The 26,897-nt window shown below is 63.1% G+C and carries 22 protein-coding genes; 8 read left to right on the top strand and 14 right to left on the bottom strand.

Annotated elements, in window-relative coordinates; genetic code table 11:
* Positions 1 to 10 precede the first annotated feature (10 nt).
* From DBR46_RS07605 to DBR46_RS07590, 4 genes are read left to right on the top strand one after another with little or no spacing between them, the layout of a single operon-like run.
* Positions 11 to 895: a type II secretion system F family protein gene (locus DBR46_RS07605; RefSeq protein ID WP_124525649.1), complete on the top strand. Its 885-nt coding sequence runs from the start codon at positions 11 to 13 to the stop codon at positions 893 to 895.
* 1 nt (position 896) lies between these two features.
* Positions 897 to 1,781 (top strand): type II secretion system F family protein, encoded by an 885-nt coding sequence (locus DBR46_RS07600; protein WP_124525648.1) that lies wholly within the window; start codon positions 897 to 899, stop codon positions 1,779 to 1,781.
* A gap of 11 nt (positions 1,782 to 1,792) precedes the next feature.
* Positions 1,793 to 2,482 carry a lipopolysaccharide assembly protein LapB gene (locus tag DBR46_RS07595; protein WP_124525647.1) on the top strand — a complete coding sequence of 230 codons (690 nt, stop codon included), beginning with the start codon at positions 1,793 to 1,795 and terminating at the stop codon, positions 2,480 to 2,482.
* Positions 2,483 to 2,495: 13 nt separating this feature from the next.
* On the top strand, positions 2,496 to 2,771 hold the full coding sequence (locus DBR46_RS07590) for a DUF3613 domain-containing protein (RefSeq protein ID WP_124525646.1): 276 nt from the start codon (positions 2,496 to 2,498) through the stop codon (positions 2,769 to 2,771).
* On the opposite strand, the gene DBR46_RS07585 is transcribed toward DBR46_RS07590, so the two are convergent.
* Positions 2,768 to 3,553 carry a response regulator transcription factor gene (locus DBR46_RS07585; protein ID WP_124525645.1) on the bottom strand — a complete coding sequence of 262 codons (786 nt, stop codon included), beginning with the start codon at positions 3,551 to 3,553 and terminating at the stop codon, positions 2,768 to 2,770. The genes DBR46_RS07590 and DBR46_RS07585 overlap by 4 nt on opposite strands.
* Positions 3,554 to 3,669: 116 nt before the next feature.
* Positions 3,670 to 4,155 (bottom strand): prepilin peptidase, encoded by a 486-nt coding sequence (locus tag DBR46_RS07580; RefSeq protein ID WP_124525644.1) that lies wholly within the window; start codon positions 4,153 to 4,155, stop codon positions 3,670 to 3,672.
* Positions 4,156 to 4,227: 72 nt separating this feature from the next.
* On the opposite strand from DBR46_RS07580, the gene DBR46_RS07575 reads away from it, so the two are divergent.
* Positions 4,228 to 4,665, top strand: coding sequence for a TadE/TadG family type IV pilus assembly protein (locus DBR46_RS07575; protein ID WP_124525643.1), 438 nt, complete (start codon positions 4,228 to 4,230; stop codon positions 4,663 to 4,665).
* Positions 4,662 to 7,394 carry a PAS domain-containing sensor histidine kinase gene (locus tag DBR46_RS07570; protein ID WP_124525642.1) on the top strand — a complete coding sequence of 911 codons (2,733 nt, stop codon included), beginning with the start codon at positions 4,662 to 4,664 and terminating at the stop codon, positions 7,392 to 7,394. The genes DBR46_RS07575 and DBR46_RS07570 overlap by 4 nt, the downstream gene beginning before the upstream one ends.
* On the opposite strand, the gene DBR46_RS07565 is transcribed toward DBR46_RS07570, so the two are convergent.
* From DBR46_RS07565 to pbpC, 6 genes are all read right to left on the bottom strand, one after another.
* Entirely contained in the window at positions 7,391 to 9,400 is a 2,010-nt protein-coding gene (locus DBR46_RS07565) for a pilus assembly protein TadG-related protein (protein WP_177414011.1), read from the bottom strand. The two genes, DBR46_RS07570 and DBR46_RS07565, sit on opposite strands and share 4 nt — an antisense overlap.
* Before the next feature lie 245 nt (positions 9,401 to 9,645).
* On the bottom strand, positions 9,646 to 10,203 hold the full coding sequence (locus DBR46_RS07555; RefSeq protein ID WP_124525640.1) for a DUF4136 domain-containing protein: 558 nt from the start codon (positions 10,201 to 10,203) through the stop codon (positions 9,646 to 9,648).
* Positions 10,204 to 10,248: 45 nt separating this feature from the next.
* On the bottom strand, positions 10,249 to 10,851 hold the full coding sequence (locus DBR46_RS07550) for a DUF4136 domain-containing protein (protein ID WP_124525639.1): 603 nt from the start codon (positions 10,849 to 10,851) through the stop codon (positions 10,249 to 10,251).
* 24 nt (positions 10,852 to 10,875) lie between these two features.
* A complete protein-coding gene (locus DBR46_RS07545; RefSeq protein ID WP_124525638.1) occupies positions 10,876 to 11,625 on the bottom strand; it encodes a methyltransferase in 750 nt (249 codons plus the stop codon).
* Complete coding sequence (locus tag DBR46_RS07540) at positions 11,618 to 11,926, bottom strand: MazG-like family protein (RefSeq protein ID WP_105695251.1); 309 nt, start codon at positions 11,924 to 11,926, stop codon at positions 11,618 to 11,620. Before DBR46_RS07540 ends, DBR46_RS07545 begins: the two co-directional genes overlap by 8 nt.
* A 158-nt stretch (positions 11,927 to 12,084) precedes the next feature.
* Complete coding sequence (gene pbpC / locus DBR46_RS07535) at positions 12,085 to 14,397, bottom strand: peptidoglycan glycosyltransferase PbpC (protein WP_256659250.1); 2,313 nt, start codon at positions 14,395 to 14,397, stop codon at positions 12,085 to 12,087.
* Positions 14,398 to 14,621: 224 nt separating this feature from the next.
* On the opposite strand from pbpC, the gene DBR46_RS07530 reads away from it, so the two are divergent.
* A complete protein-coding gene (locus DBR46_RS07530) occupies positions 14,622 to 14,915 on the top strand; it encodes a hypothetical protein (RefSeq protein WP_124525636.1) in 294 nt (97 codons plus the stop codon).
* 155 nt (positions 14,916 to 15,070) lie between these two features.
* Here the strand turns inward: DBR46_RS07530 and DBR46_RS07525 are convergent, their stop codons facing one another.
* The gene (locus DBR46_RS07525) at positions 15,071 to 19,969 is read right to left on the bottom strand and encodes an alpha-2-macroglobulin (protein WP_124525635.1); all 4,899 of its coding nucleotides are present in this window, start codon (positions 19,967 to 19,969) and stop codon (positions 15,071 to 15,073) included.
* A 227-nt stretch (positions 19,970 to 20,196) separates the two neighbouring features.
* Between DBR46_RS07525 and DBR46_RS07520 the strand changes: the two genes are divergently transcribed.
* Positions 20,197 to 21,534: an MATE family efflux transporter gene (locus DBR46_RS07520; RefSeq protein WP_124525634.1), complete on the top strand. Its 1,338-nt coding sequence runs from the start codon at positions 20,197 to 20,199 to the stop codon at positions 21,532 to 21,534.
* Here the strand turns inward: DBR46_RS07520 and DBR46_RS07515 are convergent.
* The 5 genes from DBR46_RS07515 to DBR46_RS07490 form a co-directional block, all read right to left on the bottom strand.
* A complete protein-coding gene (locus tag DBR46_RS07515) occupies positions 21,479 to 22,372 on the bottom strand; it encodes an alpha/beta hydrolase (protein WP_124525633.1) in 894 nt (297 codons plus the stop codon). The two genes, DBR46_RS07520 and DBR46_RS07515, sit on opposite strands and share 56 nt — an antisense overlap.
* A 153-nt stretch (positions 22,373 to 22,525) precedes the next feature.
* Positions 22,526 to 24,439 carry an arginine decarboxylase gene (gene speA, locus DBR46_RS07505; protein WP_124525631.1) on the bottom strand — a complete coding sequence of 638 codons (1,914 nt, stop codon included), beginning with the start codon at positions 24,437 to 24,439 and terminating at the stop codon, positions 22,526 to 22,528.
* A gap of 143 nt (positions 24,440 to 24,582) precedes the next feature.
* The gene (locus tag DBR46_RS07500) at positions 24,583 to 24,954 is read right to left on the bottom strand and encodes a translation initiation factor Sui1 (protein ID WP_012722004.1); all 372 of its coding nucleotides are present in this window, start codon (positions 24,952 to 24,954) and stop codon (positions 24,583 to 24,585) included.
* 194 nt (positions 24,955 to 25,148) lie between these two features.
* The gene (locus tag DBR46_RS07495; RefSeq protein WP_124525630.1) at positions 25,149 to 25,685 is read right to left on the bottom strand and encodes an NUDIX hydrolase; all 537 of its coding nucleotides are present in this window, start codon (positions 25,683 to 25,685) and stop codon (positions 25,149 to 25,151) included.
* A gap of 2 nt (positions 25,686 to 25,687) precedes the next feature.
* On the bottom strand, positions 25,688 to 26,755 hold the full coding sequence (locus DBR46_RS07490) for a DUF2333 family protein (protein ID WP_124525629.1): 1,068 nt from the start codon (positions 26,753 to 26,755) through the stop codon (positions 25,688 to 25,690).
* Positions 26,756 to 26,897 lie beyond the last annotated feature (142 nt).

Genomic DNA, 26,897 nt, shown 5'->3' with positions numbered 1-26,897 from the left:
GGCGCCGCCCATGTTTGCTCCGATCCTGCTCGCACTCATGTCCCTGTCCATGCTGTTGCTCGGCCTGCACCTGATGCGCCGTGGTGTGCGCCAGGCACAGACCGACCGCGTGCTGGAGCGCCTGGCCCACGGGCAACCCGACAGCCCGGAGAACAACCCGGTGCTGACCAGCCTGGAACGCACCTTCATGCGCGCAGGCCTGGGCAAGCCGACCGAGCGCCTGGGCCTGTGGTTGACTCTGTGGGCGCTCGGCGCGGTGCTGGGCTTGCTCGCCTTCGAATGGCTGGGGTTGCTGGTGATGCTGTTGACGCCGCCGCTGGCGCTGCGTTTCTACATCTCGCTGCGTTATCAACGGCGGTTGCGGCGCATGATCGAGCAACTGCCGCAATTGCTCGACCACGCCGTGCGCAGCCTCAAGTCCGGGCGCACCCTGGCCGATGCGGTGCTCGGCGCCATTGATGCCAGCGAAGACCCGTTGCAGACCGCCATGGGCCGCATCAAGCGCAACGTGTTGCTGGGGGTCAGCCTGCCGGAAGCGGCGCACGATTTCGCCGAGCTGTATGAACAGGACGAACTGCGCCTGTTTGCCCTCGGCTTGAAGGTCAACCATCGCTACGGCGGCAACGCCAGCGATTTGCTGGAAAACCTCATCAAGATGATTCGCGAGCGCGACCAGGGTGCGCGCCAACTGCGCGCCATGACCGGCGAAACCCGCGTCACCGCCGTGGTGCTGGCGCTGCTGCCAGTCAGCGTGGCTGGCTACTTCCTGCTGACCAACCCGACTTACCTGGTGGGCATGTGGGCCGATGGCAGCGGTCAGTTGCTGCTGATCGGCGCCTTCAGCATGCAGATCATCGGTTGTGTGGCGCTGTGGCGCATGCTGAGGAGTATCTGAGATGGCCGTGCTGATCAGTATCGCGCTGTTTCTCGCCGCGCTCGCCTTGGTGGCCGTCAACCTGATCGGCCAGCGCCGCCAGCAACGCCTGGTGACCCAACGACTGCAAGGCGACACGGTGCGCGACGACAAGGTCGGGCACTTGCTGCGCCAACTGGGCAACACGCGGATCGGCCAGCGCACCATCAGCCTGGACAACGAAACCCAGGTCCTGCTCAACCGCATCGGCTGGAGAAAAGCCAGCCAACGCTCGCTGTTCGCGGCCTGCCAGGTGGGCGCACCGATCCTGTTCCTCGGGCTGACCATCCTCTTGCAAAGCCTGTTTTTCCCGGATGTCACCCATGCCTGGCCCGCGCCATTCCTGGGCTTTGCCACCGGCTATCTGCTGCCCAAGCGCGTGCTGGCGTCCGTGGCCAAGCGGCGCCAGGAGCAAATTTCCCAGGAGGTTTCGACCTTTATCCCGTTGCTGCGCATTCTGTTCGAGTCGGGCATGGCCGTAGAGCAGACCCTGCGGGTCATGTCCAACGAAGCCCAGCAATTGCTGCCGGTGCTGACTTCGGAACTGCGCCTGGTGTTGGCACGTGTGGACTCGGGCCTGGAGCTGGGCGAAGAGCTGAGCAAGACCAGCCTGATGCTCAGCGTGGATGAGTTCAGCGACACGTGCGCGATCCTGCAACAGCTGTTGTATCAAGGCGGCGGCGCGATGAAGTCGTTGCAGGCGCTCAAGCAACTGCTGGATGACCGGCGCCTGACCCGCATGCAGGAATATATTTCCAAGATGTCGGCCAAGATGTCGGTCGTGATGATGGTCTTTCTGTTTCCCGCGCTATTGATCGTACTGGCCGGCCCTGGGTTTATCGCCATTTCCAAGGCCATGGGGCCTTGAGAGGACGCACCATGAAATTACTGATTGCCGCCTGCAGCGTGTTGTTGATGAGCGGTTGCGCGAACATGGGCCAGACGCCCTGGTCGGGCTTTGCCGGCGCCAGCAGTTGCTCCAAGCCCAGTTCGGACCAGGAGTTGTCGCTGAACCTCGCCGATGAGATGGCCAATGACGGCAAGCTGCACGCCAGCCTGGCCAACCTGCAAAACATGGCGGACAACCTACCCCAAGTGCGCCTGCGCAAGGCCAAGGTGTACCGGCTGCTGGGCCGCAGTGAGGCCGAGCCGATGTACCGCAGCCTGCTGGGCACTTGCCTGGCCGCCGAGGGCGAACATGGCTTGGGCCAACTGGCGGTGGCCAAGGGCGATAACGGCCAAGCCCTGGAGCACCTGCAACGGGCAGCCAAACTGTCGCCCACCGACGAAAAAATCCGCAATGACCTGGGGGTGGTCTACCTCAACCAGCTGCGCATGGAAGACGCCCGCTTCGAATTCCTCACGGCGATGGAACTCAATCAGAGCAACTCGCTGGCGGCGGTGAATATGGTCACCTTGCTGATTTACCAGAACAACTGGAAGCAGGCGTCGCAGTTCGTCAGCCGCTTCAACTTGAGCCCCGAGCAGTTCAACCAGGCCCAGACCCGCGCCGAGCAGCTCAAGGGCTCGGCAACCCGCGCCAAGGGTCAAGTGGCGACCGTCAAATAAGGGAGTGCCCCCGATGAAACTCAAACCCCTCGCCCACCTGCTGTTGGCCACCCTGCCCTTGACCGCGCTGGCGATCGAACCCGGGCCGTCATCGGTGTACCAGAGGCAGACCGAAGGCTGGCTGCAAATACAGATCAAAGGGCAGTTGGCGACATCAACGCCGCAAAAGGCCACGCCAGCTGAGCGCGAGCAGGCCATGCAACGGTTGATTGATAGTTACAAACACCCTATTCCCGAATACTACGACCAGAAAGTGGGCGGCGCCGCGAGTAGTGGCAGCAGTAATTAATGGGCGGTGACGCGCTGGCGTATCGACGAACTGCTCGGTGACAGCGCCAGCGCCAGTTGCGTGCGGTTGTGCATATGGGTCAGGCGCAGCACTTGGGACACGTAGAGTTTTACCGTGTTCTCGGTGATGCCCAGCTCACAGGCGATCTGATAGTTGGTCTGGCCTTTGCCGACCAAGCGCGCCACGTCCAATTGGCGGGGGGACAACTGCTTGAAGATGGCAGGCATTTCACTGCTGTCGGCGTCTGCCAGATCGTCCGACGCAGCGTGGCCGGCGGATTGCGGGCTGCTGCGCACTTTGTCGAGGTCGTGGTACAGGTCATCGATCGAGGCCGACAGAAACTGCAGCTTCTGATTCAGTTGCCCCAGTTCCACGCCCTTTTGCCGCTCACGCAACGCTGTCTCCTGGCGTTGCAGGCCTTCGAGCAGTTCGTCGAGATTGATCGGTTTTTGATAGTAATCGGCAATCCCGGCACGCAACGCCTTGATCACATCCTGTTTGTCAGCGCGACCGGTCAGCATGATCGCCTCAAAGGCGCGCTGCTTGCCGGCGATGCGTTGCAGCTCCTGGACCAGTTCGATGCCGTCCATGTCCGGCATGTGCAGATCGCACAGCACCAGGCCGATCTCGGTGTCTTCACGAAACCGCGCAACGGCTTGCGGGCTGGAATGGCATGGCACGCAACGGTAACCACTGCTTTCGAGGAATTCGCACAACTCTTCCACGATCAACGGCTGATCGTCGACCACGAGCACTTTCATTTGCGGGGTAAGCTTGTTCACGCGCTACTCCATGCCTGGGCAAGCCAAAGTCTGATCAATCCGTGCCAACAGCGTCTATTTCGCACACCGTAGCTATAAACGTAGACGCACTTTCCTACTATGTACATAGCGATAGCCTACGTCGCGACTAAAGGGATCCAAAACCAGGCGAGGGTAAACCCGACCAGTAAAAACGGGGCAAAGGGTTGTTTTTTTGACTGCTTGGGCCCCAGGTAGCGAAGGGTGTCTCTAACCCCTTGATTCATTAGCGGCCACAATTTTGGCGCCAGTAGCAACCAGGCTGCACTGGCCAATCCAGCGCCGATAAAAGTGCCCAGCAAATACTCGCAATTGGTCGCCAGCGCGAGGGCCGCCAGCAGTTTTACGTCCGCAGCGCCGAGGCGCCCCAACGCATAACCGGGCAAGGTGAACAGCACAGCCAGGGCAAACGCCCAACCGCCTTCGGCCGGCGTGGCGCCCAGCCAGGTGGTGCCGCTCCACAGCAGGTAGACCAGGGCCAGCAGGAACGCACCGAGTGTCAGGGGATTGGCGATCTGCCGTTGACGGATATCTTGCGCAGCGCACAACGCCAGCCAAGCGAACAGAAAGAGGCTCTGAATCACGTAAAAAAAATCCCTTTTTGCTGAATGATTCTATGCTGATATCAGGTAGTGGTAGTCAGGGTAGACGCAGTCATGAGAAAGGGCCTCCCTAGAAAACAGAAAGGTGCCGCCGCGATTGAATTCGCGCTGGTGTTCATGCTCTTTTTCGCCGTGTTCTATGGCCTGGTCAGCTATAGCCTGCCGTTACTGCTTTTGCAGTCGTTCAACCAGGCAACGGCTGAAGGCGTGCGGCGCAGCGTCGCGCTGGACCCCACCACCCCCGGTTACGCCGCCGCCGTGCAAGCCCGCGCGGTGGCGGGCGCCCAGGCCCAATTGCAGTGGCTGCCGCCCGCGTTCAAATTCGTGCCGGCCTACATCACCACGAGCTTCTCGGCCAACCTGCTGACCGTGCAGATCAACTACCCCTCCAGTAACCTCAAAAACGTGCTGCCTTTCCTCGTGCTGCCGGGCTTTGGCACCGTGCCCAACCTGCCAACGACGCTCTCGGCCCAAGCGAGCCTGCAATTTTGACCTCGGGGGAAAAGTTCTTCGACCGCCTCCTCGGCCGCCCGCCCGAGGTCCCAATACAAACGACCCAGGTGCCCGCCTACGCCGGTTTGCAGATCGACCTGGACGCCCTCGGCCGCGTCCTGCACATCCACGGAGCCCTGCGCCATCGCCTGGTCAAGCACACTACCGCGCAACAACTCGTCCCATTGCTGGACTACCTGTGTGCCCACAGTGCCGTGGTCATCGAAGGCAGCCCCGCCGACTGGCAGGGGCAGGTCCTTGACCTGGACTTCCACGGGTTTGCCGGCAGCGCCCTGCACACCCGTGGCTGGCTACAACCCCAAGGCGATGGCTGGCGCTTGCTGCTGTTGGATATCGGCGACTTGCTCGCCCACCGCCAGCAGGCTGACACCCGCGAGCGCCACCAGTTGCTCAGCGCGCAGATCAGCGAACGCCTGCGCGTGTGCAGCCTGACCCGCCTGCCGGAGGTCGTGCAGGACAACCTGCACAGCATCGCCCAGCACTTCCAGGTGCCCTGCGTCGCCATCGCCCTGCTCGATGAACAGGACCAGGGCTGGCAGGTCCACAGCCAGTACCGCGCCTTTGACGCCCCACTGTTGTGGCGCGACGGCCAACTCCTCGGCGGCGCTCTGGATAGCCTCGGTGGCACCGCCCCTGTGCACCTGACCCACAACCACGGCCACAGCGAGCATCCACGCCTGCAGGGGATTTTCGGCAATGCCGAGGGTTTCCTGGTGCCCTATCGCGATGATCATGGCGTCGCCGCGTGGCTGTTATGCGGCTTCTTCCACGCTGAGGACGCCTTTGCGCGCGACTGGCTGCAACTGGCCGCCGCCCTCGCCGCGCCGTTGCTCAGCCGGCTGCGCGAACAGCGTCACCAGCAACAACTGGATCGCCTGGAAGCCCTGCAAGGCTTGCTCGGAACCGGTTGGTGGGAGTTGCCCAACCACGGCGAAGACATCCAGCTGGCGCCGCAACTACAGCAACACCTCAACCCAGACGCCCCGACCACACGCCTGGCCATGGCCGACTGGTTGCTGCTGTTCCACCCCGCCGACCGCCAGGAACTCGCCAGCCGCCTGCAAGACTTGCAGACCCTGAGCAAACCGCTGTCCACCAGCGTGCGCCTGCACCGCCTCGACGCGGCACACAACCCGGTGTGGTATCGCGTGCAGGGCCAGGCGCTGGGCGTGGGCAATAACCGCCGGCTGATCGGCTTCATGCTGGACATCAGCGACATCAAGAACCAGCAGCAACAAGCCGCCGCCGCCCATGCGCGCCTGGACAACCTGATCGCCAGCGCGCCGGCGATCATCTACGTGCAGCGCTATGTCGAAGGCACCCTGCAACCACTGTTTTTCAGCGACAGCCTGCTGCCCTTGCTCGGTCGCACCCTGGCCGAATGCACCCCGGCCAGCCTGATCGAATGGCTGCATCCCGACGACCGCGACCTGTACTTCGAACGCACCCGCCAATTGCTGCGCGAAGGCAGCGTACGCAGTCGTTATCGGGTCCAGGACAAACTCGGCAATTATCACTGGTTGCTCGACGAAGCCAAGTTGCTGCGCGACGACCTCGGCCTGCCGGTGGAAGCCGTGGGCCTGTGGCTGGACGTCACCGAGGCGACCCTGGCCGCCGAGCAGGTCAAGCAAAGCGAAGAGCGCTACCGCATCCTGGTGGAGGACTCGCCGGCGATGATTTGTCGCTACCGCCCCGACCTGACACTGACCTTCGGCAACACCCCGCTGGCCAATTACCTGGAGTGCCAACCCGAGCAATTGCCTAGGCTGAACCTGGCCGACTGGCTGTCGGATGAGCAACGCGCAAGCTTCGTGCAGCGCATCGGCCAACTGAGCCCGGAATTCCCGGTCAGCACCGCCGAAATCAGCCTGCAACTGCCGGGGCGTGCGCATGCCTGGTGGGTGTGGTCGGACCGTGGCGTCTTCGATGAGAACGGCGCGCTGGTGGAAGTGCAGGCCGTGGGCCGCGACAACACCGAAGTGCGCCGCTCCCAGCAGCAACTGACGCAAAGCGCGAAAATGGCCACCCTTGGCGAAATGGCCACGGGCCTGGCCCACGAGATCAACCAGCCGCTGAACGTGATGCGCATGGCCATCGCCAATGTGCTCAAACGCCTGAGCAGCGGCGAGGTGCAGATCGACTACCTGAGCGAAAAACTCCAGCGCATCGACACCCAGGTGCAGCGCGCCGCGCGGGTGGTGGACCATATGCGCGTGTTCGGCCGGCGCTCGGAAATCGAGCAACAGCCTTTCGACCCGGCGCAGGCGGTGGAAGGCACCTTGTCCCTGCTCAGCGAAGGCCTGCGCGGCAAGGGCGTGGATGTGCGCCTGACACCGGCGGGCTTCACGGTGCAGGTCAAAGGTTACGTCGATCAGCTGGAGCAAGTGCTGATCAACCTGATGGTCAACGCCCGCGACGCGTTGCTCAGCCAACGGGAAAAACAGCCGGACCTGCGCCCGTGGATCGCCGTGCACAGCGAACATGACGCCAGCCACGTGCGCATCTGGGTCGAAGACAACGGTGGCGGCATCGACCCGCGTTTGCTGGAGCGGATCTTCGAACCGTTCTTCACCACCAAGCCAATTGGCGTGGGCACCGGGCTCGGCTTGTCGGTGAGCTACGGCATTGTGGAGAACATGGGCGGCCGCCTGAGCGTCAGCAACGGCGAGCACGGCGCGCAGTTCTGCGTGGAGTTGCCGCTGGCCTAGTTCACCAATGCTGCCTGGCCATGGGGCTTGCAACTGAGGTTGGCGCCGACTTCAACCTGGTTCAGGTTGATGCCCAGGGTCGTCAGCAAACCATTCACCAGTGGATCGACAATCGGGCCGAGCACGTTGCCAATCACACCGCCCAGTGTGGACGTCAAGTTATTGAGCAACGCGCCGCTGGTGACCAAAAGCGAGCCCAACAGGTTGAACCCTGTGGGTTGGTAGACCTGGAACTTCAGCCCGGTTTTCAACGCGGTGCCGAGGGACGTCACCAGGTTGGTGGTCGATAGCGAATGATACAGCGCTGGCTGCTTGATCTCCGGTGGCTGGGGATAGGTGTAGACCCCACCGGACGCGGTTTGGGTGCCCACGGCAGGATCGATGGTCACGCCTATGCCGCCGCCATAAAACGGCTTGCGGGAGGCTGGATCACAGGTGGTTGGGCCGAGCCCGAGCAGCGGTTTGAGGCAGGTAATCGCACCGATATCGATCACCGGCAGCGGCGGCACCGGATTCAAGGGCGGGCTCGCACCTAGCGAATCGCTCAGCGTCGGGCTCTCGCCGACCTTGATGGTCACCACCGAGGCGTTGGTTTGGGTGGTCAGGGTTTTGGTCGCGTCGCTCGCGCAGGTGAAACCAGTGACATAGCTTTCCGCGCTGCCCAGTTCGAGGACCACATCCACACTGGGCACCGACGGGTTGGTCGCGGACGACAGCAGCCTCAAGTCAGTGCTCTGACAAGGGGTGCCGCCAATCGCGCAGAAGACTGAACTGAGCGTCCCAGCCAGGTTCAGGCTGAGCAAATTGTTCAGCACGTCGGAAAGCGGGCTGACCAAGCCGTTCAAAGCCGTATTGACCAACGGTGTTGCGAGCAGCGGCAAGGACACCGTCAGGCCCACGCTGACCTGGGCGGTGCGCACATAGATGCGCGTGGCCGCATCGGTTTTATTCTTGGCATACGTAGGGTCGCCAATCGACGACAACTGCGGCGGCTGAATGACTTTGACCTTGACGCTCACATTGACCCCCGGGATCGTCACCGGTATCTCGGCCACCACGCCGTTGGTCTTGTTGGCCAACTGCACAAAGGCTTGCGCCAGCTGCAACGCATTCACCGTGGTGTTGAGCCCCGAAGACACCGCCCCGGCCTGCAATTGCACGAGGGTGCCCAAGGTCACGTCGGCAGGCCCCACCAATACCTTGATCTGGCCCAGCGCCGTCGCCGCCGCCACCGAAGCGGTCCCCCCACCGGCCTGCAATACCGTGACGGCGGCGTCGATCAATTGACCGATCTTGAGATTTTTGGCCAGCAACTCATCGTAATTGCCCGCCTGCACGTTCACGTTCAGCGCCAACTGGTTCAGGTAGCTGAGCAGGTTGATATCGCTGCCCGCCAGGCCTTGATAGCCCACCAGGCCCAACGACAGGTTGCCGCCCAGCAGCTTGCCAAACAGCAGGTCCAGCGCATCCGACTTGGTGCTATCAACCGTCGCCAATGTAGTTTTGATCGTCAACTGCGCCTGCGGCGGCAGGATCTTCGGCGCGGCAACCGCCTTGGCCGTCAACTGGGTCATCAGGTTGTAGGAATTGCCATTGAACAGCGACCACACGCCTCCGGCGACGCTGGTCAGCACCGGGCGCGAGGCGACCACCTGGATGGCGTCGGTCTTGGTCGCGTCGGCACTGAACACGCGCAGGTTGCTGGCGTTGGTGGTCAGCGTGCCGCAATTCACGTTCAGAGCATTGCCGGGGGGGATGACATAGCCGTTGCGCGTGGCGCTGGCGCCCGCATAGACCGGCGCGGTGTTGGTGGCGGGAATGCAGTTGCCATTGCGCTGCACCGCTTCCAGGGCGGCCATATCGGCAATGCCCTGCAACTTGCGCTTCTCCAGATACAGACGCCCGCTGTCGATGACCAACAACAGGAAGACCAGCGCCAGCCCAAGGGTCAGGGCCGCCGTCAAGCCAATCGCACCACGCTGCCTGGAACGAAGTCGGGGAGACATCGAGCACTCCTTTAGCGCTTACTCTCCGTAGTTGCAGTGGAGTGTAGACAAGGCTTGGCGGGTGCGCTGGCCAGTCGCCATAAAGGCGACTGATGGAGATCGATGGAGATCTTTGTACGCTGCAAAAGCCCATGTGGGAGCGGGCTTGCTCGCGAAAGCGGAGTATCAGATTCAGATGTGCTGACTGACACACTGCCTTCGCGAGCAAGCCCGCTCCCACACAAGCCCGCTCCCACAGGGGAGACTCAGTGTGGCGGGTAGTTGGAGAGAATTTTAGTCACCGTCGTGCGAATGGCATTGCTGCGATCCTGCGGGTTCGGCGTGCTGGCCATCATCTGTTCGTCACTGCCGCGCCACACCAGCTTGCCGTCCTTGCCGTCGAGCAGGTCGATCTGGATGGTCGCCACCTTGTAGGTGATGTTGCGCGTTTCGTTGTACATCGGCGCGCCCCAGTAGCCATTCCACGGCCCGCCCCAGGCGCCGCCGTAGTTGGTGGTGACTTGTTGCTGGCGGTCTTCGACGATCAGGTAGGCCTGCACGTTCAGGTCCGCCTTGGTGCCTGGCGCCGCCGGGCGCAGGCCGCGCTGGTCGAGCTGCTCGCCGACGGCCTGGCGGATGCGTTGTTCGGTGAGGTCGCTCTTGATCCGCGGATCATCCGGGCGGTATTGCAGGGCCGGATCTTTCCAGGCCCAGTTGCGGTAGGCGCCGAAGTCGCGGCTGGCGTCAAAATCGTGGTTGACCTGATTGCTCTGGCAACCGCCCAGCAGCACTAAAAAAGCGAGCGTTGCGATACGACGAAACATGGTTTTTCTCCAAAGTACGACCTGAGCTCGGGATGAGAATAGCGCTTAACTCGGCGGATAGGCGCTCAGCGCCTTTTGCACGGCCTTGCGCAACGCGTCGGCGCGTTCGCTGAGGCTGCCCTGGTTGGCGGTTTCCGCGCTGGTGCTCCAGACCGGCTGGCCACTGCGCGCATCGAACAGATTGACCCGCACCACCGCCACCGTCACTTCATACGTGCGCACGATCGGTGCCGAGTTGTACATGCCGTAGCCATTGCCATAGCGGTTATAGCCGCCGTATCCGTAGCCGTAGTCATCCTGGACTTGCTTGAGGCGCTTCTCCAGGCGCACGTCGGCGCTGACCAGCAGGTCAGCGGGCTGGTTGGCGCGCTGCGGGCGCAAGCCGCGCTGGTCGAGGGCGCCGTTGACCGCTTCGGCAATCTGCGCCGAATCGGCCCAGGCGGTGCCGGGCGGGAGTTGGCCATTGCGCCAGGCCCAACTGCGATACGCGCCGTAGTCACGCACCGGCGCAGGATAGGCGCTGGCATCAAAGGTGTTGGCCGCCTGCGCGGGCGCGGGCGGCATCGGCGCCGAAGCGGCCACGTAGGGGTTGGGGCTGGAACACGCGCCCAGACCGAGGGACAACAGGATCAAACAGAGACGACGCATTTCGACCTCCGCAGACTGGGCCGCTTAAACCGGACGGCAGATCCAGTGCAAATAACGCCCAAGTCCGGCAAAGCTTGGGTGACGACGGTGAGCGAGTTCCATCTCCAACAAGTCCTGTAGATTCGCGCGGGCCTGGAACTCCACCGGCATGTAGTCGTGGAATACCCGCACGCCGCTTTGGCTTTCGACCTGCCAAAGGCCGTCGAGTTGCGCCGCCAGCTCACGCGGGTCGAGCGGCTGTTGCGGGGTAAGGCTCTGCTTTTCGCCGGCCATGTCGTTCTTGCGCATCTTGCGGAAGTGGCCTTTGAGCAGGTTGCGATAAATCAGCGCATCGCGGTTGTAGAACGCCAACGACAACCAACCGCCGGGCACCGTGAGTTGGTGCAGCACCGGCAGGATTGCGTGAGGTTCGGCCAGCCATTCCAGCACGGCGTGGCACAGCACCAGGTCGTAGGGCTCGGTGAGTTGGCCGAGCAGGTCTTGCCAGGGTGCATGGATAAACGTCGCTGTCTGCCCGGCGTCGGCGAAGCGTTGGCGCGCGCCGTCGAGCATCGGTTCGGCGGGTTCGGCCAGGGTCACCTGATGGCCTTGCTCGGCCAGCCACAGCGACATATGGCCCAGGCCCGCGCCGATATCCAGCACGCGCAATGGGCGCTGGGGCAGCGCTTCAGTCAGGTCGGCCTGGAGCACAGCCAGGCGGATGGCCCCTTTGGCCCCGCCGTAGATCTTCTCGGCGAAACGCGTGGCCAGTTGGTCGAAATGACGGTCACTCATGGGCAAACCGCCGTTCGCTGTCGGCCAGTTTGGCGCGCACCACCTCGTTCATGTCCAGGCCCAATTCGCTGCACAGCAACAGCAGGTACAAGACGATATCGCCGACTTCCTGCCCGGCGTGGGCGAGCTTTTCAGCGGGTAGCTGGCGGGATTGGTCTTCGGTGAGCCATTGAAAGATTTCCACCAGCTCGGCCATTTCGACGCTGGCGGCCATGGCCAGGTTTTTCGGGCTGTGGAACTGCTTCCAGTCGTTGTTATCGCGGATGCGGTGCAGGCGTTCGGTGAGGTGTTCGAGGTTCATGCGGGGGCTCCTGAAGGTGTGTAGCTTCGGGGGGTTTGGCCTTGAAGGCAAGTGAATCTCCGGGTGTTCTTGAGGACGCCTTCGCGAGCAAGCCCGCTCCCACACTTGAAGGTATTCACAGATCAAAATGTGGGAGCGGGCTTGCTCGCGAAGGCGATTTAGTCGACGACACTGAACTCAAGCCGGGCCGTCTGCCCCGCCTCATCCAGCACACTCAATTGATAGCGCCCCAGCCGCTCGAAACTGGCATTGATAAAGTCCTGATTGGCACTATCCCCCAACGGCTCGCCATTGAGAAACCACCAACGCCGCCCACTGCCACCCAACGCCGAGATTTTCAGGCGCAGCGCCTGTTGGCTGGCGGCGGGCAAGCGCAGTTGATCACCCTCGCGCACTCCCACGATCGACAGCGGCGAAGACGCCGCCAGCGCCGGTGGCGGGCAATCGGGATCGGCGGGCGGGATGCGTGCTTCGCGGCGTTCGACGCGCGGCAACCACGGCTCCAATGGCGCAGGCCACAGGGCGATGTTTTTCAGTTCTGCGCCCGCGCAACGGGCGTCCACCCGCAAGCCCTTGGCGTTCACCCATACGCTCTCCATCAAGCCCACGCTTAACGGTTGATCCAACGCCTGCAAGGTCGGCGGCGTGGTGTTGTCCAGCGTCCAGGCGAAGCGCTGGCGGCGGCAATTCGGATCGCTGCGATTCATCGGCTGGCCCAAGGGCCAACAGATCGCCGCCACGCCCACATTCGCCGGCACCGGCCTGACGGGCGCGCTGATGCCGCGCTGGCTGTCACGGTTGGTCAGCACGTCATGCACCTGCAACATCAACGGCGCCGCCGAAGCCAGGCCGAACTGCCCCGGCACCGGCGTGCCATCCGGGCGACCGATCCACACGCCGATCAAATAGCGCGGGCCCACGCCAATCGCCCAGGCATCGCGAAAGCCGTAGCTGGTGCCGGTTTTCCAGGCCAGCACCGGGCGCTGGACCAACTCGGCACGCGGATCGCGGTCGGGTCGCGCCTGGCCGCTGAGGATGCGCCGCACAATCCACGCGGCGCCTGGGGATAACAGTGGGCGCTCCCTGAGCACGTCATCCGGCTGCAAGCGGATCGTCGCGCTCTTGCCGTCCCGGGCGAAGGCGCTGTAGCCGCTGACCAGGTCTTCCAGGCGACTGCCCGCGCCGCCGAGGATCAACGCCAGGTTCGGCTCGGCCAACGCTGGCAGCGCCAGGGGCACGCCGCCGATGCGCATCTGCGCCGCGAAACGCTTAGGCCCGTAGGCTTCCAGCAACTGCACCGCCGGCAGGTTCAGCGAACTGGACAGCGCCGTGCTCGCCGGCACCGCGCCGGTAAAGCCCATGGAGAAGTTGCCCGGCCGATAATCGCCGTAGCGCCGGGGTACGTCCTGCAACAGGGATTCGGAGTGGATCAGGCCGTCGTCCAGCGCCATGCCGTAGAGAAAGGGTTTCAACGTCGAGCCCGGCGAACGCAACGCGCTGATCATGTCCACATGGCCAAAGCGCTTGGCGTCGTTGATATCCACCGAGCCGAGGTAGGCGCGCACGGCCATGCTTTCCTCTTCCACCACCAGGATGGCCGCCGAGGTGTGTTCCGGCAGGCGTGCGCGCCAGCCCAGCAGCAGGTCTTCGAGGCGCCGCTGCAGCGTGGCGTCCAGGGTGGTGCGGATCAGCGGCGGGCTGTCGGGGCGGTTCAGGCGGCGCGCGAGCAAGGGGGCCAGGCTCGGTTCCAGGCGTGGGGCGAGCAGCAGCGGTTCTTCCAGGGCTTCATCGACGGCGGCTTGCGGCCACACCTGGAACTCAGCGAGGCGGCGCAGCACCTTGTCGCGGGCTTGCTGGGCGCGCTGCGGGTGGCGGTCGGGCCGCAGGCGGCTGGGGGCCTGGGGCAATACGGCGAGCAACGCGGCTTCGGCGTGGGTCAGTTGGGCCGGGGACTTGCCCAGGTACGCCCAACTGGCCGCCGCCACGCCTTGCAGGGTTCCGCCAAATGGCGCGCGGTTCAAGTAGAGGTTGAGGATTTCGTCCTTGGACAGGTGCCATTCCAACTGCGCCGTGCGCCACAACTGGCGCAGCTTGCCGAGGAAGGTGCGCGAGTGCGGATCAAGCAAGCGCGCGACCTGCATCGACAAGGTGCTGCCGCCGGATACCACCCGCGCGCCCGTGAGGTTCTGCCAGGTTGCGCGCGCCAGTGCCAGCGGGTTTACGCCGGGGTGCGAGTAGAACCAGCGGTCTTCGTAGGTGAGCAGCGCATCGAGGTAGTAAGGCGAGACTTCGCTGGTGTGCACCGGGTAGCGCCAGACGCCGTTGGCGTCGGCGAAGCGCCAGAGGGGTGTGCCGTCTTCGGCGAGGACGACGCGGGCCAGATCGTCCTTGGGCAAAGGCAATGGCCAAATCCGGTCAGCCAGCCACAACAGCGCAACAACCAACACCACGGCTCCCAATGCGCAGCGCAATAAGTGTGGGAGCGGGCTTGCTCGCGAATGCGGTGGGTCAGGTAATAAAGAGGTCACTGACCCACCGCATTCGCGAGCAAGCCCGCTCCCACATTGGACCGAGTACACCAGTGATTAGGGAAACCCATTATTTAACCTGCAAACCTCTATGCTTATAGGGAACTAGCCTGGCGCAATCACAACCAAAGGCAAACACACGCCCACCTTCTTATCAGGACACACACATGCAGGTAGAAAGCTTTTTCGAATGGTTGGGCCAGGCGCTCGGTTCGGTCATCCGCTTTATCGTCGATGGGCTCAGCGGTTTGTTCGGTGCCTTGACCAACGCGGGCGGCAACTTTGTCGAAGGCCTGTCACGCACGTTGGGCATGGACACATCGATCATCAGCATCCTGACGCTGATCATTGGCCTGCTGTTCCTGTATTCGGCGGTGCGGGCGTTTATGCGTGCGTCGATCATCTTCGGGATTATCTGGTTGATGCTGGGGTTGTGGCTGCTGAGCTGGGTCGTACACTAATCCCCCAAACACCCAAGATCCCCCTGTGGGAGCGGGCTTGTGTGGGAGCGGGCTTGCTCGCGAAGGCGGTCTGTCAGTCAACACATTTGATACTGATACACCGTCTTCGCGAGCAAGCCCGCTCCCACATTTAGGCCTCATTTCAAGTTGAGGTTTCAGCGGCCTTTGATTACCAGGTCTGCCGGGGTTTCTCCCACCGCCTGCCAGTTCGGCCGGTACATCGACTCCACTTGCGGCGGCGGTACGCGGTACGTGCCCGGCGTCACCGCACGCGCCAGATACAGCAGGTGCGTGGTGCCGGAACCGTCCAGGTTCAACGCCGCCACATAACGATCATCACGGAACTCCTGGTGCTTGAGCGAGGCGTTCTGCATGGACTCACGCCATTCCTTCACCTGGCTGCTGGCGTTCTCCAGGCTGGCCGCGCTTTGCGCCAGGTTCTGGTTTTCCAGTTCCAGGCCGGCCGGCAGCAGGTCCACCACCAGGGCATCCGGCACGCGCTGCTTGGCGCTGACCGCCAGGTGCACCAGCACCAGGTCGCCGCTGTTGAGGTTGCGCAGGTTCAGCGGCTGGCCGTTCATGCCCAGGTATTCGCGACGGATGCTCAGGTTGTCGCCACCCGGTGCTGGCGGCACTTGTGGATAACCCGAAATCGTCAGTTGTTGATACACCGGCGTGTCGCTCTGATTGGTCAGGCTCAGGTTGCCAGACAGCAGCTTGCCTTCCAGGTCCAGAGTTGACTGCTGATTGTTCAGTTCATGAATGCCACCGCTGCCATCGAGCAGCACTTTCCAGTCCGACTCAGGCTTGGCAAACCCCAGGCGTCCGGCGAGGAAGAGCGAATTGCGCTCCTGCGTCGACAGATACGGACTGGCCGCTAGCTGATCCGACAACGTAAACAAGCGCTCCTCACGCTTGCCCTTGGCCAGGTCGTTCTCTTCCAGCAACGCCAGGATCATCGCCTGATCACGCAGCGGGCTGCCGTAGTCGGCCAGCCATTCATTGGCATTGCGCTGCGCCGCCAGACCGGCCAGCAACGCCTGGTCCGCACGCGGCTGGTCGCCCATTTTTTGCAGGGCGATAGCCAGTTGCACCAATGGCAGCCCGGAGCGAGCGTCGCTACGGCGCTCGAACAGGCTGCGCAGCGCGCCCAACGGCGCCTGTTGGCTGCGCGCCAGCACCATGCCGGCGTAGGCCTGTACGGCGAAACGGGTGTGCTCGGCGTTGTCGCTGTAATCGACCTCGATCAGATTGCGTTCCTGCACATAACGCAGCAGGCGCTCGCTGGCCTTCTTCAAGGCTTCAGGCGGCATGGCAAAGCCTTGATCGCGGGCGCGCAGCAGGAAGTCGGTGACGTAAGCCGTCAGCCAATATTCTTCTTCGCCATCGGCGCCCCACAAACCAAAGCTGCCGTTGTAACGCTGCATGCCCAGCAGGCGTTCGATGCCCAGTTCGATCTTGCGTTTGCGCTCGGCATCCGGCTCGCCCTTGATCGCCAGGCGCTTGAGCAAGGCATCGTCGGCATACAGCGACGGGTACAGACCGCTGGCGGTCTGTTCCAGGCAGCCATACGGGTAGGCCTTGAGCGCGCTGATCTGCGCGCCGAGGTTCAACGGCGGCCGGCTCGACAGGCTCAACAGCGCCTCACGCCCCGACGCATCGAACTGATCCAGGGCGCCCGCGGGCAGGCTCCACGGCTGATCCTTGAGCACCGCGCGGTAATGCTTGAGCAGGGCCGGATACGCCGGGCGCACGCCCAGGGTCCACTCGCGGCTGAACGGCGGCAGGTTTTCACCCGGCAGGTCGAGGCCGTTCACCGTGACCTTGACCTTGCCCTGCCCCAGGCCGCCCCAGGCTTTCACCGGGATGCGCAGCGTGGTGCGCTGGCCCTGTTTCAGTTCGACGGTTTGCCCACCTTCATCGACTGGCTCAAGTTGGCCTTCAACACTCACACGTACATCAAGTTTCTGCGCCTTGCCCGACAGGTTGGACAGGTCCAGCGCCAACGTCGTCTGGTCGCCACCGGCGAGGAAGCGCGGCGCCGACAGTTCAGCGATCAACGGCGCAGCAATCACCGTCTTGGCTTCGGCCATGCCGTAGCGATCATCGCTCCAGGCCTGGGCCATCAGGCGCAGTTCGCCGTTGAAGTCGGGAATGTTGACGCTGACTTCGCCCTCGCCCTGGTCATTCAAAGTCACCGGCGCGCTTTGCAGGGCGACGATGGTCACGCTGGTGTCAGGCCGCTTGCCGCCCTTGGCCAGCGCCGCATCACCACCAAACGCCAGGCTGGCCAGGCGGCCTTGGCCGGCTTCGATCAACTGGCCATAGATGTCGAACTGGTCCACACCGTAGGCCTTGCGGCCGAACAGGCTGGAGTACGGGTCTGGCGTCGGGTATTCGGTGATATTCAGGATACCGACGTCCACCGCGGCCACCAGCACATGCACCTGTTTCGGCACGCTGCCATCGGCATTTTTCGCCGCGACTTTCACCGTCAGCGGTTGTTTGGGGCGCATTTTTTCCGGCGCGGTGAGGGTCAGGCCCAGTTTGCGCTGGGTGCGATCCAGCGGCAGGTGCAGCAAGCCCACCGCACGTTTGGGGGTGATATTGGCTTTGCGCTCGCCGGGACGGATCACCAGGGCGCTCACGTACAGGTCATGGCGCGACCATTTCGGGTCGAGTTTCACGGCGAAGCTTTTGCCTTCGGCCGGCACCTCGATTTCCTGCCACCACAACGGGCCTTCGGCGGACTCCACCAACAGGTAGCCTTTACCGGCAGCGGGCGGAGTGACCGTGACGTTGGCGGTATCGCCGTCGCCATACGCCGGTTTATCCAGCGCCAGCTTGACCTGGTCGGGGCGCACGGCGCCGCCTTCGGTGTTGTCCTGGGCCTGGTAGCCGGCCCAGAAGCGCAGGCTGCTGACCAGCCCGGTCTGCGGGTCTTCGACCTCGACGCGGTACGGGCCCCACTCGACCTGGAAGCTGACCTTGGCGGTGTCGCCGGCCTTGATGTTCAGGGTCTGCTCATCGAGGTTGAGGAATTTCTCGTTGAAGTGGTAGCTCCAGCCATCGTTCTCGGAGTAATTCCAGTAGTAGTCGCGGCGCTCGCGCACCAGGCGTACCTTGAGGTTTTGCGCGGCGAGTTTCTGCCCGTCCTGGTTGGCCAGCAGCACTTCGAATTCCGCCGGGCCGTCGCCATTGGTTTCCTTGCCGTCAAACAACCCGCGCAGGCCCGGCAGTTGCTCGGCCGGCCAGATCGGCTGCACCAGGCGCCGGGTGATCGGCCGCCCACCGGACTCTTGCAGGCTGGCTTGCACGATCAATTGCAGCGGCGACTTGGCGTCGGCCCATTTGCTTTCCAGGGTCAGTTCTTCGTGGCCCTTGGCGTCAAGCACGCTTTCGTCCAGTTCGAAGTCCTGGCTCAGTTCCTCTTCGGTGACGGAGCCGAACTGGTAGCCCGGCAGCGATTTGACCGCCTCGCGCAATGGCCGCACATAAACCTGGCCGCTGACCCGATTGCCCGAGGCCGGCGCGCCATACAGGTAACGACCGTTGACCTGGATCACCGGGTTATCCGCTGGGCTCAATGCTGTGTCGCTGCCCTTGAGCTCCAACGCCAGGCGCTCGGGCAGGAAGTCTTCGACGAGGAACTCATACAGCTGCGGCTTGCCATCGCCGAGGTCGAACACCAGCTGCCAGCGCCCGGTCGGGGCTTCGCCGGCCAGTTGCAGTTGATATTGATAGAGGCCGGAGGCGTCCGCATCCCAGACGAATTTGCGGCTGACCTGCTCGTCCGGGCGGCGCACTTCGACGCTCACCGGCTGCGGTTTGACCGCGTGGCCATCCTTGTCCCGCAACAGCGCGTTGAGCAGCACGGTTTCGCCGGGGCGATACAGGTCGCGCGGGCCGAACACAAAGAACTGCAACGGATGGGACGGCTGCCCACCGATGTCGAACTCCGCCAGGTCCAGCGCGGCGCTGTCGAGGCGCAGCATACTGGTCTGCTCGCCTTGCTTGGCCAGCAGCACCTGGGCCTTTTTCGGCAACGGCAACTCGGCGTGGCCGCCCTTCTCGGTCTTGCCCTGGCCCAACACGCGGCCGTCGGCATCGAGCACTTCCAGATCGACACCATCCAGCGCCTTGCCGCCTTCCAGCGCCTGGGTAAACACATCCAGCCGATTGGCGTAGCGGTGCACTGACAGGCCGATATCACTCAGGGTGAACAGCGTGGCCGGCTGGGAATAGTTGTAGGTGCCCGACGCCCGCATCACCGCCAGGTATACGCCCGGCTGTTGCAATTGCTTGAGGCCGGCGATCGGCAGCAACAGGGTTTCGCGGGTATTGCGCGCCGGGTTCAGGTCGAAGCGGCCGCCGTAGACCAGATCGGCCAGGGGCAGCAGTTCGCGGGATTCATAACTTTGCAGGCTGGTGTTTCGCCCCCACTGCGCGAGGAAGGTGGGCAGGGATTCGGGCTTGATGCGGAAGAATTCGACGTCGATCTTGTCGACGTTCAACGCGATCACCGGCAGGCCTTCGGCCAACCGCGTCGGCAGCAAGGTGCCACGACTGGCGAAGCCGACGGTGGCTTGCAGGTCGCGGGTTTCCAGGCGGGCGATGTATTCGGCGGCAAGCTTGGCGTCGTTGACCGCCTTCACGCCGGCATCGACCGTCAGCACGAGTTTGCGCTGCGGCTCCAGATGGCGCAGGCGCAGTTCCATCAGGTTATCGGAGATTTCCCAGGCGCCGTCGACCTTGCCGGACTTGCTGTCCACCAGATGGAGTTTGTCGGCGAATTTCTGCTCGGGGTCCAGGGGAATGGAAAAACTCACGGAGAGCGTGCTGGCCCCGTCGAGCTGCACCTCGGACACATCCACCACGCTCAGCTCACGCCCGGCGTAGCGCTGCTTCAGCGCTGCCACGTCCACCGCTGCTTTGGCAGGCTTGGGCGCAACCGCCGCTGCTGCTGGGGCCGGCGGGGCTGCCGGTTTATCGGAAGAATCGCAGGCGCTCAGCAGGGCCAGCGCGCAGGCCAGGAACAGTCCTTTGTTAAGCATGGGGCACTCGTAGTGGGAGGGGCCGAGGGATGAACTATATATCAGCCTGTGTGGGGCCGATGAGGTGCTGGTCACATTGACCGACGGAGGGTGGTTTGGTTCTTGATGGGACGTGATGCCAAGCCAAATCCCACAAACACAGGTGAGTCCCTGTGGAAGCCAGCTCCCACATTGGTCCTGCGGTGGCATTAAGGGATGGTTACAATGCCGCTCCCCGAGGAGCCCGCATGCCCACCCTACTCACCGACTGGCGCCACCGCCCCACCCACCACAAGGTCTGGGTCCTGGCCGCGCCGATGATCCTGTCGAACATCTCGGTGCCATTGGTAGCCCTGGTAGACAGCATGGTCATCGGCCACTTGCCCCACGCCCACCAGCTGGGCGCCGTGGCCGTCGGCGCCAGCCTGTACACCTTCCTGGCTTGGGCCATGGGCTTCCTGCGCATGGGCTCCACCGGCTTCGCTGCCCAGGCCGCTGGGCGCAATGATGGCGCGGCGTTGCGGCAAATCCTCCTGCAGGGACTGCTGCTGGCGCTGGGGCTGGCGATGTTGCTGGGCACGGTAGGCATTCCCTTCAGCCATCTGGCCCTTGAATGGATGCAGCCTTCCCCCGAGCTCAATCAACTGACCCAGGACTTTTTCCACACCCGCCTGTTCGGCCTGCCCGCAGCGCTTGCAAGCTACGCGCTGGTCGGCTGGTTCCTCGGCACCCAGAACGCCCGCGCGCCGCTGGCGATTCTGCTGACCACCAACCTGGTGAATATCGCGCTGAACCTGTGGTTCGTCCTCGGACTGGATTGGGGCGTGGTCGGCTCCGCGCGGGCGTCCGTGATCGCCGAATGGACCGGCGCCCTGCTCGGCCTGGCCCTCACGCAAAAAGCCCTGCGTGCCTACCCCGGACAGATCGCCTGGGCTGCGCTGAAACTGTGGGAGAGCTGGCGCCCACTGCTCGCGGTGAACCGCGACATCTTTATCCGCAGCCTCGCGTTACAGTCGGTGTTTTTCATGATCACCGTGCAAGGCGCACGTTTGGGCGATGCCACCGTGGCGGCCAACGCGCTGCTGCTCAACGGCCTGTTGCTGACCGCCCACGCCTTGGATGGTTTGGCCCACGCGGTTGAAGCCCTGTGCGGCCATGCCATCGGCGCTCACGACCGCCAGGCGCTGCGGCGCTCACTGGTGGTCGCCGGCGGCTGGTCGCTGATCGCCAGCGTCGGTTTTGCCTTGCTGTTCACGCTCGGCGGGCACCTGTTTATCGCCATGCAGACCGACATCCCCAGCGTGCGCGAAACGGCGGACCGCTACCTGCCGTACCTGGCGGTACTGCCGTTGATTGCAGTGTGGAGTTATTTGCTTGATGGCCTGTTCATCGGCGCCACCCGCGCGCGGGAGATGCGCAATGGCATGTTGCTGACGGTGTTGCTGACGCTGCCTTTCGCCTGGGCGTTGCAGGGTTTGGGCAACCACGGGCTGTGGCTCACCTTCCTGCTGTTCATGGCGTTGCGCAGCCTCACTTTGTGGGCGATTGCCTGGCGCTTGAACCGGCAGGACCAGTGGCTTGGATAAACGCGGTGACGCGGTCCAGCACCGGCGCCAGCCAACGTAGCGGCCTGGAGAGCGAGGCCACCAATGTCGCGTGGCTGGTTTTGTCGAAGTAAAACGCTTCCACCGGCACGCCTGCCGCGCGTAGCTTCTGCGCCAGCCCGCCGGTATTGCGCGCGGGGTTGACCAGGTCGTCATCCGTCGAGGCGATCAACAGGCTCGGTGGCGCGCCGGCACTCACGTGGTTGATTGGCTGGGATTCAGGCGGCGAGTCGGGGAAGAAAAACACCGGCCGCACGTCGCGGTTTTCAATCGGCAGGAAGTCGTAGGGCCCGGCCAGGCCGATCCAGCCTTTGAATAGGGCCGGCGACAAGCCCACGTCATTCAGCCAGCGCGCATCCAGCGCCAGCATCGAGGCATTGTAGGCGCCGGAGCTGTGGCCCATCACATAGAGCTGCTGGGGATCGGCGCCGTAGTCAGCGATGTGCTGATAGGTCCAGGCCACCGCTTGGGCGCCGTCCTGGAGAAAGGCGGGGTAACGCACCTGCGGGTAGAGACGGTAATCGGCGATGACCACGACGATACCGCGCGAAGCCAGGGCTTCGCCGACGAAACCGTAGTCATCCTTGGAGCCGTTGTTCCAGCTGCCACCGTAGAAAAACACCACCACGGGGGCGTTGGTAATCGCCGGCGCAGGTCGGTAGATATCGAGCTGTTGCCGAGGATCGGTGCCGTAGGCGATGGAAGAAGTTTTGGTGAAGGTACTGGAGGGGGTGAGTGCGTTGAGCACTTTGATCGGGGAGCAGGCCGCGAGGAATGCGGTGAGTGCCAGGGTGAATGCTTGCAGGAGTTTGCTCGACATCGTTCAGTCCCTGCGAAAATTTACCGCCAAACAAGGACCCAAATGTGGGAGCGGGCTTGCTCGCGAAAGCGGTGGGTCAGTTAACACATGTGTGACTGATGTACCGCTTTCGCGAGCAAGCCCGCTCCCACAGGGGATTTGCATCAACCCGATTTACGAGGACAGGTAAGAGGAACGGGTCAGCCCCAGACGCAACGCGTCGAGGAACTGGGTACGCTCCGCTGCACTGATCTTCGCGCTCGCGCACTTGTCACGGTAGTGGGTCATCAACTCCTCCGGTGACAAGTGCACATAGCGCAGCATGTCTTCGATGGTGTCGTGGGTCTCGATCCCGGCGCTGTACACCGAACCGTCTTCACGCTGGTAGATGTTCACCGAGTCGGTATCACCGAACAGGTTGTGCATGTCGCCCAGGATCTCTTGGTAAGCACCCACCAGGAAGATGCCCAGCAGGTAGTCTTCACCTTCGTTCAAGCCGTGTACTGGCAGGCTGGTCTCGATGGACTGCTCGTCGACGTACTGCTTGATCTTGCCGTCGGAGTCGCAGGTCAGGTCTTGCAGCACGGCGCGGCGCAGCGGCTCTTCGTCGAGGCGGTGCAGCGGCAGGATCGGCAGGACCTGGCCGATGGCCCAGGTATCCGGCAGGCTCTGGAACACCGAGAAGTTGCAGATGTATTTGTCGGCCAGCTTGTCGTTGAGTTCGTCCAGCACCTGGCGGTGCGAGCGCTGGCGGGCTTTCAGCGAGTTGTGCAGGCGGCGGCACACGGCGAAGTAGCACTGTTCGGCCAGGGCTTTTTCCGCCAGGGTCAGTTTGCCGTCGGCGTACTGGGTGGCCACGTCGCTCATGTAGTGCGTGGCGCGCCAGTAGGTTTCGGTGACCATCTCGATGTCGGTCGGGCCCAGCAGGTCCACCAGCCATTGCACGGTTTCCGGCAGGCTTTCCTTGTTCTCGATTACCGGCACGTCGTCGTTGTGTTTCTCGACGTCGGTGACTTGCACCACCAGCATGGCGTGGTGGGCGGTCAGGGAACGGCCGCTTTCGGAGAAGATGTTCGGGTGCGGCAGGCTCTGCGCGTCGCAGAATTCCTTGAGCATGCCCACGACCACGCCGGCGTAGTCGTCCATGTCGTAGTTGATCGAGCTGGCGTTACGCGAGTGGGTACCATCGTAGTCCACGCCCAAGCCGCCGCCGACGTCGATGTGGTCCACCGGCAGGCCGAGGTTGCGCAGTTCGCCGTAGTAACGAATGGCTTCCTTGAACCCGTGCTGGTAGTCGGCCAGGTTGGCGATCTGCGAACCCATGTGGAAGTGCAGCAGGCGGATACCCTGGTCCAGGCCGGCCGCGCGGAAGCGCTCGACCACGGACAGCAGTTGCGCCGCCGACAAGCCGAACTTGGACTTCTCGCCACCGGTGTCTGCCCACTTGCTCGACGCCAGGGACGACAAACGCACACGCAGCCCAACCTGCGGCTTGACCTTGAGGTTGGCGGCTTCTTCGATCACCAGCTCAACTTCGGATTCTTTCTCGATCACGATGAAGACGTTGTGGCCAAGCTTCTGGCCCATCAGCGCGAGGCGGATGAACTCACGGTCCTTGTAACCGTTGCAGACGATGGTGCCGCCCTTCGGCGCCAACGCCAGCACGGCCAACAGCTCGGGCTTGGAGCCGGCTTCGAGGCCAATGGAGACGTCCTGGGTGGCGATGATGTTTTCGATCACCGCTTCCTGCTGGTTCACCTTGATCGGGTACAGCGCGGTGTACTTGCTCTGGTATTCCAGGCGCTCGATGTTGGCATCGAAGGCGCCGGTCAGCTGGCGTACACGGTCTTGCAGGATGTCGGGAAAACGCACCAGCAGCGGCAGGGACAGGCCGCTTTTGCGCAGCTCGTCCACTTGCTCGTACAGGTCGACCGGCGTGCTGTTCGGGCCGTTCGGACGGACTTCAACGCGACCGGCATCATTGATCGCGAAATACCCGGCCCCCCAATGGCGAATCCCATAAACACTGCGGCTGTCCGCAACTGTCCATTGGCTGCCATCGTCTTTGCGTGTGCGTCGTACGGACATCGAAGTCCCCTATAAATGAAGTCGAAGGCGCCGCCCCTATCAGAGGCTGGCGCAGTCTAAAGAATGAAAATGACGATTTGCCTGCGTGCGAGGTAAGACCCCACGCGCAGGACAGAGTTTAGACACAGGTCGGAAAGAGGCTTTCAGCCGCCGGACTTCTTGGCCTTGTAACCGAGCTTGATCAGCTCGGCCAACAGCAGCTCGACGTGATCACCCTGGATCTCGATGACGCCGTCTTTCAACGCGCCACCGGTGCCACAGCGCTTTTTCAGCGTGGTGGCGAGTTCCTTCAGGGCCTCTTCGGCCAGCGGCACGCCGGTGATGGTGGTCACCGTCTTGCCGCCACGGCCTTTGCTCTCGCGGCGTACGCGGGCAATACCGTCGCCTTCGGGGATCAGGGTCTGTTTGCAGGTACACGAATCCACGGGCTGACGACAGTCCGGGCAGTGGCGACCTGCGTCGGTGGAAAATACCAGGCCACCAAGGGCGGCGAAGGATGCGGCTTTTTTGGCCACCGGCAATCCTCTTGGGAGGACAAAGACAGATCGGTACCCGCAACGGGACTACCGACCGCGAAGCCCCACTCAGGCAGGGGCAGCGCTACCGAACCGGCCTACTCCTAATAGCAGACGGCTCGGGTGAAAAGTCGCGCAGTGTAACGGCAAAAAGCCGACTTGCTAAGGGCCAAAACGCGCCAATTTATGCAACTTTAGCGACGCAGGGCCAGATAGCGGCGCAAGCCTTCCTGGGCGTCCGGGCAGTAGGGCTTTTGTTCAGCTTCCTGAAGGACCGTTTCGAGGGGCAAAAAGCGTGCTTCCATGACTTCTTCGGGCTGCAAACGCAGGGGCCCGTCCCACACGGCAGAGTAGGATCGGCACCAGAGCCGGCTGTCGCCGTCAGCGAAGTAAAAGTGGTCATGCTCGACCAACTCGACCCCTGCCACACCAAGCTCTTCTTCCAGTTCGCGGGCCGCCGAACCGGCATAACTCTCCCCCGCCGCCACCATCCCACCCGCCGCCGTGTCCCAGAAGCCGGGGTACATGGCTTTGCTCAGGGTGCGCCGATGCACACACAGCTCGCCTTGGGAGTTGAACAGGAAGATAAAGGTGCAACGGCCGATAAGGCCGCGCTGGCGCAGGTCGGACCGGACCAGGTGACCGAGGAGCTTGTCCTCCTCGTCAACCCAGCAGATCAGTTCAGCATCAGAGGCCGCACGGTGCGCGGCCTCTTTTTGAGTAGCGTCCATCATCAACCCTGGTTGAGGAGCTGACGCAAGTCGATCACTGCAGCGTTGGCCCGGGAAATATAGTTGGCCATCACCAGCGAATGATTCGCCAGTACACCGAAGCCACTGCCGTTAAGAATCATAGGACTCCATACCGGTTCCTGCGAGGCTTCCAGCTCACGAATGATCTGGCGCACGCTGACCGTAGCGTTTTTCTTGGCCAGCACGTCGGCAAAGTCGACTTCGATGGCGCGCAACAGGTGGGACAACGCCCAGGCCTGGCCACGGGCTTCGTAGAACACGTTGTCGATCTGCATCCATGGGGTTTCCACCACTTCTTCATCGACCTGCGGCACTTCACCCGGCGCCAGGGCTTCGGTTTTCAGTGCGGTGTTCAATTTGACCCGGCCGACGCTGGCCGACAGGCGCTGCGACAGCGAACCCAGGCGGGTCGCCACGTCACCGAGCCAGTTGTTGAGGTTGTCGGCGCGGGCATAGAACAGCGCGCCGCGCTGGTTCGGGTCGGACAGGCGCGCTTCATAGCGGCTCAGGGAATTGATGCCTTCCTGATATTCCGACTCGCTGGACGGCAGCACCCAGCTCTTGTTGTCGAAGTTGAAGCGTGGCTCGGCCTTGGCCAGGTCCGCGTCTTCGGCCGACTGCGACTGGGAGCGGGCGAAGTCTTTACGCAGGGCACGGGTCAGGTCGCGGACCTGCACCAGCACGCCGTATTCCCAGCTCGGCATGTTGTCCATCCACAGGCCAGGCGGGAAACGGTCGTTGGAAATATAACCACCGGGTTTGTTCAGCAAGGTGCCGACCACGGTCTTGAGGGTTTCGACGGTGGTATAGCCCACCACCATCTGCTTGCCTTCCTTCTCGGCGGCAATCTGCGCGTTTTGCTGGACCGGAAACAACACCGGTTCTTCGCTCCAGTACCACCCCAGGCCACCGGTGACCAACAGGTACAAGCCCAGCAGGCTGAGCACGGCGCGGCTCATCAGCAGGGTGCGAAAGTAGCTGCGGTTGGCCGACTTGGGCTCAGGAGCGGGGCCTTTGGCACTGTCTGCACGGTTTTTCCAGTCCAGCATGGCGATATCCTTTCAATCACTTGAGTTCATGCACGTCTATAGTCCGGGTGCGTTCAAACACTCCGACCACAACCCTACCCCATCGTGCCCGTCGGCGCGGGGCTTTTAGCGCAAGCACTATAGAGGATGCACGCTTTTCGCG

This window comes from Pseudomonas sp. KBW05 (assembly GCF_003852405.1).
Taxonomy (GTDB): Bacteria; Pseudomonadota; Gammaproteobacteria; order Pseudomonadales; family Pseudomonadaceae; genus Aquipseudomonas.
The sequence above is the reverse complement of the archived record's forward strand: the minus strand, read 5'-3'. Positions and strand labels throughout refer to the sequence as shown.